Source organism: Candidatus Latescibacter sp., from assembly GCA_030692375.1.
GTDB lineage: Bacteria > Latescibacterota > Latescibacteria > Latescibacterales > Latescibacteraceae > JAUYCD01.
The window spans coordinates 13,469-26,753 of sequence record JAUYCD010000265.1 but is presented as its reverse complement, the minus strand read 5'-3'; the positions used below and the strand labels follow the sequence as shown (position 1 = coordinate 26,753).

Sequence of the window (13,285 nt, the reverse complement as noted above, 5' to 3'; positions counted from 1 at the left end):
ATCGGAAAGGGATCTCATGTATATTTTTTATAAATATGTCATCCGCGAGCATGTGGCGCCATTTTTCTTCGCTTTCAGCGTGATCATGTTTGTTCTCATCCTAAAACTCATGCTCGAGATAGTGACGGCGCTCATATCCAAGGGTGTGGAAATCCTGGTTCTGACGAAGATATTTGCCTATAGTCTTGCATATATGGTGGCGCTGGTGGTGCCGATGAGTGTGCTGGTAGCCACGGTGATGGCGTTCGGCCGGATGGGCGCCGCGAGCGAGATTATCGCCATGAAAGCCGCAGGAATATCCATGTACAGGATTGTGGCCCCCATACTGGTCATTTCTGCGCTCATCGCCTTTGGTATGGTGTGGTTCAATAATACTATTCTTCCGGAGGCGAATTACCGGGCAAGCAACCTGAGCGCAGCGGTTTTTTTTAAAAAACCGTTCCTTACTTTTAACAATCGCGAGGGTCAGTTCATCAACGATATTCCTTCGGTAACGATACGGGTGGAATCCATTGATTATTCCACAGAAGAATTGAAAGGAATTTCCCTTTTCCGCAGCTTCCGGGGGTTTTATCAGGATTTGATTGTAGCTGAAACGGGAAGATTCATCACCCATCCGGACAGCGCCGGTCTGACTCTTCTTCTGAGAAACGGCGAGGTACACCATGTGGATTCGCATCATCCGGAGCGGTATGTCCGGGTCGAATTCAAGGAATTCAGCCAGAATTTCAGCATGGATTCGAGGCTCGATACCGGTTACCGGAATTCACGCAATGACCGTACCATGCTTTCCTCCATGATGAGCGAAGAGGTGAAGAAGTTTCAGGCTGAGAATACGATACAGAGAAGGAATTTGCTCCGGAAAATGAGGGGTGAACCGGTCCAGGATGACTCCCTCCGGATTCTGCAGAATATAAAAATAAATAACCGGCAGATTGCTTCCTTCAAAGTGGAGATGAACAAGCGCGACTCCATACCCTTTGCGGCGATAATTTTTGTGCTTCTCGGCGCACCCCTGGGAATCCTGGTGAAGCGCTCCGGAGCTTCTATCGGAATAGGCATATCCATCGGATTTTTCGCTGTCTACTACTTGTTTCTCAGCGGGGGAGAGAGCGCCGGCGACCGGATGTTGATACCACCCTGGCTGTCCATGTGGGCGCCTAATATAATCATGGGAATCATGGGATTGTTTCTTTTCCGTTATGCCGCGAGGAGATGAGCATGAGAATCCTTACCGGATATCTGCTCAAAGAGTTTTTATCCTTCCTCGGATATTCCCTTCTGGCATTCGCAGTCATTTTCATTCTGATCGATTCCGTCGAAATGATGGATCGCTTTATTGACAGCGATGCCGGATTAATGCTTATTTTTTTCTTCTACCTGTTCTACCTGCCGTATATTATGGTGCTTACGCTGCCGCTGTCCATGATGCTCGCCACCATGTTCAGCCTGGGGCGGCTGGTGGGAGACAATGAAATAACTGCCATGAAAGCCGCCGGGGTAAGCCTTTACCGGACCTTTTTCCCACTGTATGTTTTTGCCCTGTTCATGAGCGTCGTGGGGATGGTCCTCGCCGAAACGGTGGTGCCCTGGGCAAATATCCAGCACCAGGATATCGGCGACATTATCAACGCTCGGCGCATGGGCAATAAAGCGCTCGATTATCACCTGTCTTTTTCTAAAATCCATGAACTGGACCGCGACGATGTCTTTCTGATGAACAGGGATGGCCGAATCATCCATGCCGCCAGTTTCCACGTCAAAACAAATACTGCCCGGGATGTATTTATCATCAAACCGGAGGAAACGACCGTGAACAATGACGGAGAAGCTAATATTAAGAAGATTGCCTCACGGATAGATGCCGAGTACATGGTTTATACGCAGGGCAGTTGGACACTTTACAACGCAGTGGAGCGTACTTTTTCCGGAGATGGTGCCAAAGCAGTACTGCATCCTTCTCTGCAGGTTCCTTTCAAGATGCGGCAACCCTCAGATTTTGCAGTTATAGATCTGAAACCGGAATCGATGGATTATTTTCAATTGCGGAATTTTATCAGGGGAATCCAGGAAAAGGGAGGAAATGCTTCACAGTGGCTTATCGATCTCTATCTAAAAATTGCTTTCCCGTTTGTTTCCTTTGTGATTGTGTTCTTTGGAGCTCCGCTGGCGGCGGGTTCAGTCAAAATGGGAAAAACCGCAGCATTCGGCATCGCGCTGATGATCAGTTTTATTTTCTATACCCTCATCAATATTTTCCAGGTGCTGGGACGTACCGGCGCCATGAATCCCCTGATCGCCGCCTGGCTCTCAAATGTGATATTCTTCTGGTTCGGTCTGGTCCTGCTTATCAAAGCGAGTAAGTAGAAGATAGTCCAAGGTCCAAAGATTATATTACCTAAATTGAGCGATTTGTCATAAACGAAACTTATTTTACTCGTATAGATGGTTTATTGTTCTGTTATTCAACGCGAGAGAAGGTAATCATGCGACGATTACTGATGAATTCCCGATAACAGGAGGTGGTATGGCGTGCACGGTGAGCAGGTGCGGGCGTACCTCTCCCTTGAGGGTATCCGGAGTGAATTTTTTGGCTGTCGTGTATACGATTACGCCTGGGCGAACCGGTGTGGGAATTCGCTCCGTTGCCACAATACATCGAATTGCAGCGCCTTCCAGGTTGCCGCAGTCACCCGGAGAATAATTTTGCCTCCTGTACGAACCAACTTGGCGGCGCAATCGATCAAGGTTCGACGCTCCGCCGTGGCATAGGCGGTGACCGGGACCACCTCGGCGCAGACGTCCTCCTTGAAGCTCTCGAACAGGAAGAACGCCACCGCCATGAGGTAATAAGCCGCATTCGGCGCGAACCGTTTGAAGGGCAATTCTTCGTGACCGAAGTCCTTGAATCCCCGCGATGCACCAGTTCATCGCACCCCTGCCCGTGGGCGAGGGCAATGACCCCTTCCGCGGTCATCTTCCCGCCATCACCGGCGTACCCAAGTCAAGAGATGAACTACTGGGTGCACTCCGTTCATCAACGGAACTAAGGGTGGGAAACACACGCCGAATATGCCGATAGAAAAATTCTGTTGCGTTTCACCGAAAGAGACTTTATTTTAATCAAAACTCGTATATCGTAGAAGTATAACGAATGAGAAATTATTTCTATGTTCTTTTCCCCTTCCCGTTCTCCGATTGCCGTTGTGACGGCCTGCATCGTACATCTTGCGTTCTCCTTTCTCCTCCCCTGGTTTCATATTCACGATATTGAAACCGACAGTGCAGGAACGCAGGAAGTATGCCATATGCACTCAATCTTTGCGGCGGCTAACAACCCAGTCACCCACGATGACTCCTATCACGGGGGTATCGATGTGCATGGGGCTTTTTCAGTTGCTTGCAGTATGTCTCAGATATCGAATGGGAACATTTTTATCGGATATAAAGAACTCCTGTGTTCCGCTGTCTTCCTCGACACCCCGTCAGATATATACGATAGAGTCAATACTCAATTCCATACGGATGGCAAGTGGGCATTCCCTTCCGTATCCCCTCCCCATGTTGTTACTCTCTACAGAACTACTCTCTCTCCGCCGCTCTCCTAAATGAGACTCCAGTCGCTTTCTGAATGATTGAATCCGAGCGTATGCGAAGTTCATGGTCGTATATGTCCTGGAATACGACACAGAAAGCTCCGTCAGAAACTCCATTCCAGAATTATTCCTGTAGAGCAAGCAGCTCGGGCTCTTTTTCTGAGAGATACCCGGCATGCTGGTGAGGAGATCTATTTGATGCGTATATGTTTCTTCATTCTGATTAGCGTGGTGTTATACAGCCCGAGGGTACTCGAAGCTCAAGATACGGTCATTACCATCGACGCAGCGGTGAGTCGGTCTCTAGCACAGCGTCCCGAACTGGCGATGCAGGAAAGCCGTATCGAGCGAGCACGGGGAATGAAAACAACCGACGGCGCCATACCGAATCCCGAATTCTCATACTATCGTGAAGATCTGAGCCAAGGCGGGCTGTCTACCGGGGAGTCGACGATCATGTTTGATCAACCCCTTGACTTTTTGTGGAGACGGGGGCCGCGGCTGGCGTCGTCTTCGGCGCGGGTGCTCCGGGAACAGCACAATTATACGAATATTGAGAGGCGATTGGCTTATGATGTTCGGGCCGCGTTTCTGGAGTGTCACTATGCCGGAAGGATTCACCTGCTCTGCACGGAAGCGGAAGCGGAAATCAGCCGAATACGGAATGACATGCGATCCCGGTACGAAAAGGGCGACATATCTCTCTTCGAAATGAATCGCATGGAACTCGAATACGCACGCTACACTAACGCCTGCGGCCAGACCAGCCTTGACGCCGCAAACGCATACAAACGGCTCATGTTTTTCCTGGGAGAACAAAGTAAACAGCAACTTCAGACCTCTTTCGATGATGGACAGATCGTATCTCTACCGGCGCTCGACGAATTGCTTGCTGCCACGATGCCGAACCGTCCCGACCTGCTCGCCGCGCATGCTACACTCGACGAACACCGCGCCGTGGTGAAGGAAACCGGCCGGAACCGGCTCCCTGGTCTCATCTTGGGAATGGGGTATAAGCGCCAGATTGGCCGGTATCGGGGACCGGTGTTCCAAGCCAGGCTCTCTCTTCCCTTGTTCGACCTGAAAAAGGGGGAACTGATCAGTACGCGAGCCGATATGAATTACTCGACACGCATGGTCGAACTTCTGGAGAATGAAATTGCGCTGGAGATAGAGGAAGCGTACAACTCCTGCGTCCGATATACCGAAATGCTCGCGCAGTCCTCATCTTCGCTTACCACTTCGTCGGCGCAGGTGCTTAAAGCCGCGTATGTTTCGTACCGTACCGGTGAGGTGTCACTGGTCGAACTCCTCGATGCGGTTGAGGTGTATATTGAGTCCCGGCGGTTTTATTACGATCTGCAGCAGCGGTATTTCCAGAGTGTATACGCGCTCGAACGTGCGTCCGGGCGATCTATTATTCATTAAAGAAACGAGGTATATATGATTCGGATTCTTTCATTGATATTGTTTTTGGCCGTTGCCGTACTCCCTCAAGGATGTAATTCGCGGGATGTTTCCTCGCTTGAACAGCATCTTGATCAAAATGATGACAGTGGGGTTGCGGTCACTGTCTGGTCTGAAAAAACTGAGCTTTTCATGGAATACCCAGCATTGGTTGCGGGACATGAAGTGGAATTTGCGGCGCACATGACTGATATGTCTTCCTTCAAACCAATTACCGAGGGTACGCTTGCCTGTATCTTCACTTTGGACAATGCTCCCGCAATCACCGTTTCAGTCGATGCTCCCGCCCGTCCAGGATTTTTCCGTCCGAAAGCAACGTTTACTCAGGCCGGAACCTATTCGCTGGATTTGATTCTGCATACAACGCAAGTATCCGATACCGTGCATATCGGTGAGATCGTAGTATATCCTGATGCGGCTTCTGTTCCCCATTCCGAAAAAACCGCCTCTGGGGAGGAAGTAATCTCTTTTCTCAAAGAGCAGCAATGGAAAATCGATTTCCGTACCGAACCGGCGAGAACACATACGCTTTACAAATCGATCAAAGCAGTTGGGGAAATTCAACCGGCGCCGAATTCCCATGCCGATATTGTTACCCCGGTCGATGGCATAATGAGTGGAGCGGCGGGAGGACGGTTTCCGGTAAAAGGAGCCGCAGTCAGGCGGGGAGAGGTGCTGGGAGTTATTACACCGCTTGCCTCAACCAAGATGGAGATAGCCCTCATCCATGCCACTTACCGTAAGGCGGAATCGGAATGGCAACGAGTTCAAAGCCTGACCGCGGAAAACGCCGTTTCACGGAAGCGAATAGATGATGCCCGAACAGAATACGAAGCCGCGAAAACCGTGTATAATGTTCTGGATTGGGACATGTCGGAAGAGAGCGGGACGACACAATACCGGTATGTGGTGCGATCTCCCCTTGACGGTGTTCTGGAAAACGCTCATGTGCGTATCGGGCAAGCGATCCATCAGGGTGAGGCGCTTTTCACCGTGGTCAATCCTCGGCGGCTTCACCTCATCGCCAAAGTTCCGCTGATTTACTTGCAGAGCATCGAACAGACACACGATGCCTCTTTCACGGTGGAAGGGAATTCCGGCATGTTCGAACTCCGGGATATCAACGGTCGAATAGTTACCATCGGCGGTACGGTGGATAGGGATTCACGAACGGTACCGGTGGTTTTTGAAATGGATAATCCGGGAAACAGATTGAAAATCGGTATGTTCGCCTATATCTCGGTCCGAACGGATGTAGCGGTTAATGTGCTCGCTGTCCCGGCTCACGCCGTGTACAACGAATACAAGCATCAGGTTGTATTCATTCACACGGCGGGAGAATCATTTTCGAAACGGATTGTAACGACTGGTATTGCCGATGGCGGTTATGTACAGATTCTCCATGGGGTGAACGAAGGCGAGCGGGTAGTTACTGCGGGAGGGTACCAGGTCAAGCTGGCGTCACTTTCCACGGTTATCCCCACCGGCCATGGTCATGCTCACTGAGGCAATGACCGGAGAAGTGGTGTTTCACACCGACTCACGAGCATCAATGATATTTGAGAATAAGGGGAATGATGTATGTTCGATAAATTGATCCGATTATCACTCGAAAACCGGCTGATAGTCCTTGCATCCGTCTTGTTGCTTGCCGGGGCAAGCCTTTTCATCATGGTGAATTTGCCGGTGGATGTTTTTCCCGACCTTACCGCTCCGACGGTGACTATTCTCACCGAGGCTCACGGCATGGCTTCAGAAGAAGTGGAAACGCTGGTGACATTCCCGATAGAAACGGCGGTCAACGGGGCGACCGGGGTAAGACGTGTCCGGTCAGCCAGTGCGGCGGGCTTTTCCGTTGTCTGGGTGGAATTCGATTGGGGCGCCGATATTTTTATCGCCCGCCAGATAGTGAATGAAAAACTTCAGCTTGCCGAATCGTCTCTCCCCAAAGGCGTTGATCGTCCGGTGCTCGCCCCCATTACCTCGATTATGGGCGAAATCATGCTGATCGGGGCACAGATCGATCCGGATAAAAAAAACGACCTGTCCGAAATGGACCTCCGTTCTTTCGCCGACTGGACATTGCGGAGACGGTTGCTTTCGGTGCCGGGAGTTTCGCAGGTTATTCCTATCGGCGGTGAGGTAAAGCAGTTCCAGATTCTGGTTTCGCCGGAAAAGCTTTCAGCTTACGGTATTTCTTTAAACGAAGTGTTCCGTGCGGCGGAATCGTGTAACAACAATTCCTCCGGCGGCGTATACATGGACGCAGGGCAGGAGTATCTCATTCGCGGTATGGGACGAATCCGCACCCAGGATGATATTTCACGATCTGTTGTGACCGTGCGGAACGGCGTGCCGGTCCTGATCCGTGATGTCGCGGAAGTGCGGGTCGGACCCGCGGAAAAGTTCGGCGACGGCTCGGTGAACGGCCATCCCGCGGTCATCGTCATGGTGCAGAAACAGCCCAACGCCAATACCCTGGAACTTACCCGCCGGATAGAAGCAACGATTGCTGATATTCGGAAAATAATGCCTCCGGGCATCCTGATCGATACAACGATCTTCCGCCAGGCGGATTTCATTCAGGTTGCGATTAACAATGTTACCAATGCATTGCGTGATGGAGCGATTCTGGTTATCATCGTGCTGTTCCTGTTTCTGGGGAACTTCCGCACCACCCTCATTTCCGCACTGGCCATTCCCCTTTCTTTCATGATTACCATCCTTGTTTTCAAATTCATGAATATATCGATCAACACCATGACTCTGGGAGGTATGGCTATAGCAACCGGTGCGCTGGTTGATGACGCTATTATCTATGTGGAGAACGTATTTCGCCGACTCAAGGAAAATCGACAGCGGCCGGAGATCGAACGGCTGCCCGCAATCGAGGTCATTTACAAAGCGTCGGACGAAATTCGATGGTCAATGGTGAATGCAACCTATATCATGATTATCGTTTTCTTCCCGTTGTTTTTCCTGAGCGGAGTGGAAGGACGGCTTCTGCGGCCCATGGGAATTGCTTATGCCATTTCAATTCTGGCTTCTTTGCTCGTCGCGGTAACAATCACTCCTGTTTTGTGCTTCCTGCTTCTTCCCAATGCAAAGTTCACTGGAAACAAAGGCGACAGCCGGGTGGTAACCTGGTTGAAACATGCTTACAATTCGATAATGGTTTCGGCTTTACGCTTTCCAAAAAGCGTGATCGCCGGTTCAATCATTATACTCGTTCTTTCGCTCGCGGCACTGCCTTTCCTGGGACGATCTTTCCTTCCCGAATTCAATGAAGGGAACCTGACACTCAGTGCAGTGACCATGGCCGGAACGTCGCTCGACGAATCCAACCGGATCGGGAATCTGATCGAAAACATCCTTCTTGCGCACCCGGAAGTGAAATCAACGGCGCGACGGACGGGGCGGGCGGAGTTAGACGAACACGCTCAGGGAGTCAACGGCGCTGAGATTGATGTGCGGTTCGAGTTGAACGGGAAGAAAAAGGAAGTTTTTTTAAATGAGATCCGAAACTCGCTCGCAACGGTTCCCGGTACGAACATCACTATCGGCCAGCCTATCGGCCACCGTATCGATCATATGCTCTCCGGAACACGCGCAAATATCGCAGTAAAGCTGTTCGGACCGGACTTGGACCGGCTGCGGTCTCTTGCGGAGCAAATCCGGTCCCAGATGGCGGGTATACCTGGGGTGGTTGATCTCGCGGTTGAGCAGCAGGTGGATGTACCTCAAGTCAAGGTGGATTTTAACCGTGATAAAATGGCGGTATACGGGGTTTCCGTGGAGGATATGTCGGAAACCGTCGATATCGCCTTCAATGGAGAGGTTGCCTCCCAGGTTCTCGATGGACAGCAGAACTATGATTTGATCGTCAGATATGACCAGCGGAACCGCGGTTCAATCGATAAGATCAAGAATGCGCTGTTCGATACCCCGCTGGGACCGAAAGTACCGCTGGAACAACTGGCGGAAGTCCGGTATGATACCGGTCCCAATGTCATCAGCCGGGAAAACGTGCAACGCAAGATCGTGATTCAATCCAACGTGGCCGACCGCGATTTACGGAGTGTGATCAACGATATCGAGGACCGCATCAGCCGAAATGTTTCTCTTCCGGAAGGCTACTATATCGAATATGGAGGGCAGTTTGAGAGTGAGCAGAAGGCGACCAGAGTCCTGGTTCTTCTGACCGTTCTCTCTCTTGCTGCTATTTTCTTGATACTGTATTTCCATTTCAAGGATATCAGATCTGCTCTTTTCATTCTTACGAGTCTGCCATTTGCATTTGTCGGTGGTATTTGGGCGGTCTTTTTTGGTAACGGAATCATCAGCGTAGCTTCAATTGTTGGATTCATTGCTCTCTTCGGTATTGCCACCCGGAATGGCATCATGATGATAACCCATTATCGGACGCTCATCAGCGAGGGATTACCGTTTAAGAAAGCGATAATGCAAGGTTCCATGGAGCGGCTGAGCCCCATTCTCATGACCGCCCTATCCACGGGCCTCGCACTTATTCCCTTGGCCCTGGGCGGCGGTGCGCCGGGAAAGGAAATCGAAACTCCCATGGCAATTGTCATCCTGGGGGGTCTCTTCAGTTCCACAGTATTGAATATGATTGTCGTGCCGAGCCTGTACTACTTATTGGGTAAAGAGTAAGAATCACGAACAGTCGAGACGTCCCCCATTCGTGAGGAAATAATATTGCGACAGGGACATAGCAAGGTTTATCACCGTTGAAGCAGAGGAAAGGGTGTAAGTATAGTTTACACCCTTTTATGTTAACTTCACAACATTTGATTATTTCATTCCGACCTAATTTGAGCGATTTTATACTTGAAAAAGGACACCATCACGAGTTATGTTGTTGTTAATGAAAGGGATATCGTGACAGATATCAACAACAAGCCATAACCCGGAGGGTGCTCTTTTTCAAGTACAAAATCGCTCAGGTTAGGTAAGAGAAAACACAAAGGAATAAAGGAAGGAAGACTGTCTGAACCATACTCCTGGATTCTTCTCTTACTTTTCCTTTTCAATCCCGTATTTCTTCATCTTGCGATACAATGTCGACCGGTTTATCCCCAAGAGTTTGGAAGCGGTTTTGCACTCGCCGTCGCATAATGTGAGTGTATGGAAAATATGTTTCCGTTCGATTTCACCGAGAGTCGGATAGGCATGGCTGTTCTTGTTGACTTCCGGCAAAGCCCTGTCGGAACCGGCGCACTGGCTTTGAGCTGAATCACCTAGAGCACTGCGGATAATCGGGAAGGGAATGAATATTTCCGGTTTGAAACCGAGCCTGCACAACAGATCGGAAAATTCCTTTACCGTTTTTTTGTCTCTGTCGCTGAACCCGATGGTTTTTTCCATGCGTTTTTACCGATCTTTTCAGAGAGGTTGTACTGACGCGCCCCGGGACGGTTTGGCAGAAAATACTATATCTTCTCCGCTTTTTCCCTTTGCGAGTTCGGGGCGGGTATCCGTAAGGTACTTTCCGTAGTATAATTCCTGCACCGCTTCCATGATTTTTAAGATATCGCTGTCATCGGCCAGAGCAATGGCGCATCCTCCAAAACCTGCTCCGGTCAGACGGGCGCCTAAAGCCCCTGCATCGCGCATGATGGAAACAAGGGCGTTGAGTTCCGGAGTGGATATGCCGTAATGTACATCGCAGCTTACGTGCGATTCATTCATAAGACGCCCGAATAAATCGGTGTTGCGGTTCCGGAGGGCTTCGCAGCTCATTTCCACACGGTCGGCTTCAGTCAGAATATGGAGCACTCGCTGCCGGATGTGAAAACCATCTTCCGGCTCCGGCATAGGGATACCGTTTCTGGTAAGAAGATATTTCATGGTAAGGAATTCCGTTGTGTCGCCGGTCACATGTGCGATAGTTTTTAGAGAATATGACTGGCAGGGGAAGGTCGCTTCAATAAAATCCTCGATGTTTTTAAATCCGGTATAAAATTCCTGACGGGGAAGGTCTCCCAGTCTCTTCATGAGAGGATTTACCGGATACAGGCTGTTAATCATGGCAGCAGCCAGTCGGCATTCCGCCGGGCGGCGATTGTATTTTACCAGGGCATTTTCAGTTTTTGCCGCTCGAATAAGCGAGTGGGCCACGATTATAGAATAATCGCCGGGGAAAGGGAAATAGGAACAGCGCAGGGGAAAAAAATCAATTTTTACCGACTTTCCCTCCTGGCCCAGAAGGCAGATAGCCTGATCCATTCCTCCCCCCTGGGTACCCACATACCTTTCACCTTCAGCCATCATTTCAGCCAGTTCAATGGCAGGCAGTTTTAGAGAATTTGCCGCAAGCAGGGAGAGCGCGGAAGCGATAACCAGCGCCGAAGAGGATGAAAGCCCCGCTGATGCCGGGATGTTGCCTTCAAAAAGAGCGTCCATACCGTGAAGATTAGAGCGTACTTCAGTTGCCAGTTGGGAAACGGCGGCTTTGACATAGTTTGCCCAGTGTCCGGAAGGTGAAGGCGGAATTTCTTTTTCTATGTCAAACGCGGAAGGAGCATAGCTGCTCTCCAGGTTGGCGATGGATATTCTGTTGTCACGCCGTGCAGAAACCGCGGCATTAATGGTAAAAGGGATAGAAATGGGTATGACCGGGAAACCGTTGTAATCGGTATGCTCCCCGATGAGATTAACTCTCCCCGGCGCCTGGACGTAATACTCCGGAGCATGCCCAAATCGGCTGCTGAATTCATCTGCAATCTGATGTCGCCGCATTACATACACCATATTCATCGGTAAAGCAATGAGGGATCACGAAAGGAGAGTATTCGCCGCTTCCAAATCCATCGCTGTCCCCACATCTTTCCAGTATCCCGAAAGAATATATCCCTTCAATATATTTCCATCGGCAGTAATCATCCCGAAAATGTCTGTAAGCTCATATTCCCTGCGGGGCGAAAGGCACAGACGGGAAGTATATTTAAAAATATCTTTTCCCAGAATCATGATGCCTGCGTTGGTAAGATCGGTAGTAGATGTTCCCAGGGGAGGTTTTTCCACCATGCGGTTAATGGTACAGTTTTCATCGATATAGACCGCTGCTCCACGGTAAGGGTCATCAACCTTGTTCAAACCGAGAAGACAATAGCATGAGAAACGGTAAAAATATTCAATCATGCCAATATAGTTTTCCCGTGGTGTGATGACATCGCCGAAAGTAAAGAAAAACGGTTCTGCCCCGGCATAATTCCTGGCAAGATGAAGAGCCGCCCCGGTTCCGTTCTGTACGTCCTGTTCTATATAAGTGATGGAAATGCCCCGCGAAGAGCCATCCCCGAAATAATCCTGTACTACCGATTGTTTGTACCCGACAACAATGCCGAAATCAGTTATTCCCGCACTCATAATGAAATCGATGATATGTTCAAGCATGGGCTTGCCATGTATCAGCACCATGGGTTTCGGTATTTCTTTCGTGATCTCTTTCATCCGCGTGCCTTTGCCGGCCGCCAGAATAACTGCTTTCATCCAACCTCCTTGTAAAGATACTCTTGCCCGGATTTTCAAAGTATATATAAAAAATACAGTTTAAAAGAGGTAAAAGCAAAAATAATATCGTCGGAGGACCAAAAATACAGGAAAAGTAATTCAAATATTTTTTCACGAGCTATAAAACCTTTTAACTGACAGATGCCGAACCAAGTTCGGCACTATCTTCAAGCATTACATTAAGCTTCTACAAAGTTCTGTAAAATCTGTTTGCTCATTTATGTTCAACGATATAAATTAATAGGTGCCTACATACCTGATCACGGAAGGATCGCCAGATGAGCCAGAGAGACAGAATCGCGGAAATTGAGGATATTACTGTCAAAGAATTCAAGGCGGAAATCCAAAACAGCATAGAAAATCTCAGGAAGGGTATCAAACCCGGCAATACTATCGAGCTTTTAGCTGCTACCATGAATATCAGCCTTCTGGGAGAGGAACTGAAACTTTCTTTCGAACAATACCTGCAGCTTGATTTCTGGGAGAAAACGGACAGCGCAGAATAGATGCCGAAACGGTTTCATCGTTCCCGAGAAACGGCAACGGTTTCATCGTTCCCGCGAAGCGGCAACAAGTTCGGCATGACATGTGTCATCCTGAACTCGTTTCAGGATCTAAACACTCAAAACATGAGCAATTATTTATGTCGTCATATATATTTCCTTCATTTCATGAATCACCCGTAAACA

The 13,285-nt window shown here is 49.4% G+C and carries 11 protein-coding genes; 7 read left to right on the top strand and 4 right to left on the bottom strand.

Annotated elements, in window-relative coordinates; all coding sequences use genetic code 11:
- Positions 1 to 16: 16 nt before the first annotated feature.
- Together Q8O92_16155 and Q8O92_16150 are read left to right on the top strand one after the other, a co-directional pair.
- Positions 17 to 1,219 carry an LptF/LptG family permease gene (locus Q8O92_16155; protein ID MDP2984853.1) on the top strand — a complete coding sequence of 401 codons (1,203 nt, stop codon included), beginning with the start codon at positions 17 to 19 and terminating at the stop codon, positions 1,217 to 1,219.
- Between the two features lie 2 nt (positions 1,220 to 1,221).
- A complete protein-coding gene (locus Q8O92_16150; GenBank protein MDP2984852.1) occupies positions 1,222 to 2,367 on the top strand; it encodes an LptF/LptG family permease in 1,146 nt (381 codons plus the stop codon).
- Between the two features lie 117 nt (positions 2,368 to 2,484).
- Here the strand turns inward: Q8O92_16150 and Q8O92_16145 are convergent, their stop codons facing one another.
- On the bottom strand, positions 2,485 to 2,958 hold the full coding sequence (locus Q8O92_16145) for a hypothetical protein (protein ID MDP2984851.1): 474 nt from the start codon (positions 2,956 to 2,958) through the stop codon (positions 2,485 to 2,487).
- Between the two features lie 350 nt (positions 2,959 to 3,308).
- Here Q8O92_16145 and Q8O92_16140 point away from each other — a divergent pair, with 350 nt between their 5' ends.
- From Q8O92_16140 to Q8O92_16125, 4 genes are all read left to right on the top strand, one after another.
- Positions 3,309 to 3,608 carry a hypothetical protein gene (locus tag Q8O92_16140; GenBank protein ID MDP2984850.1) on the top strand — a complete coding sequence of 100 codons (300 nt, stop codon included), beginning with the start codon at positions 3,309 to 3,311 and terminating at the stop codon, positions 3,606 to 3,608.
- A gap of 186 nt (positions 3,609 to 3,794) precedes the next feature.
- On the top strand, positions 3,795 to 5,024 hold the full coding sequence (locus Q8O92_16135) for a TolC family protein (protein MDP2984849.1): 1,230 nt from the start codon (positions 3,795 to 3,797) through the stop codon (positions 5,022 to 5,024).
- A gap of 171 nt (positions 5,025 to 5,195) precedes the next feature.
- Complete coding sequence (locus Q8O92_16130; protein MDP2984848.1) at positions 5,196 to 6,569, top strand: efflux RND transporter periplasmic adaptor subunit; 1,374 nt, start codon at positions 5,196 to 5,198, stop codon at positions 6,567 to 6,569.
- Positions 6,570 to 6,644: 75 nt separating this feature from the next.
- Positions 6,645 to 9,734, top strand: coding sequence for an efflux RND transporter permease subunit (locus Q8O92_16125; GenBank protein MDP2984847.1), 3,090 nt, complete (start codon positions 6,645 to 6,647; stop codon positions 9,732 to 9,734).
- Positions 9,735 to 10,097: 363 nt separating this feature from the next.
- On the opposite strand, the gene Q8O92_16120 is transcribed toward Q8O92_16125, so the two are convergent.
- The 3 genes from Q8O92_16120 to Q8O92_16110 are packed head-to-tail and all read right to left on the bottom strand — an operon-like array spanning position 10,098 to position 12,575.
- Positions 10,098 to 10,448 carry a helix-turn-helix domain-containing protein gene (locus Q8O92_16120; protein MDP2984846.1) on the bottom strand — a complete coding sequence of 117 codons (351 nt, stop codon included), beginning with the start codon at positions 10,446 to 10,448 and terminating at the stop codon, positions 10,098 to 10,100.
- Positions 10,449 to 10,466: 18 nt separating this feature from the next.
- A complete protein-coding gene (gene galK / locus Q8O92_16115) occupies positions 10,467 to 11,822 on the bottom strand; it encodes a galactokinase (GenBank protein ID MDP2984845.1) in 1,356 nt (451 codons plus the stop codon).
- 36 nt (positions 11,823 to 11,858) lie between these two features.
- Positions 11,859 to 12,575, bottom strand: a complete 717-nt coding sequence (locus Q8O92_16110) for a nucleotidyltransferase family protein (protein MDP2984844.1) — start codon at positions 12,573 to 12,575, stop codon at positions 11,859 to 11,861.
- 299 nt (positions 12,576 to 12,874) lie between these two features.
- Between Q8O92_16110 and Q8O92_16105 the strand changes: the two genes are divergently transcribed.
- Positions 12,875 to 13,102, top strand: coding sequence for a hypothetical protein (locus Q8O92_16105; GenBank protein MDP2984843.1), 228 nt, complete (start codon positions 12,875 to 12,877; stop codon positions 13,100 to 13,102).
- The last annotated feature ends 183 nt before the right edge of the window (positions 13,103 to 13,285 follow it).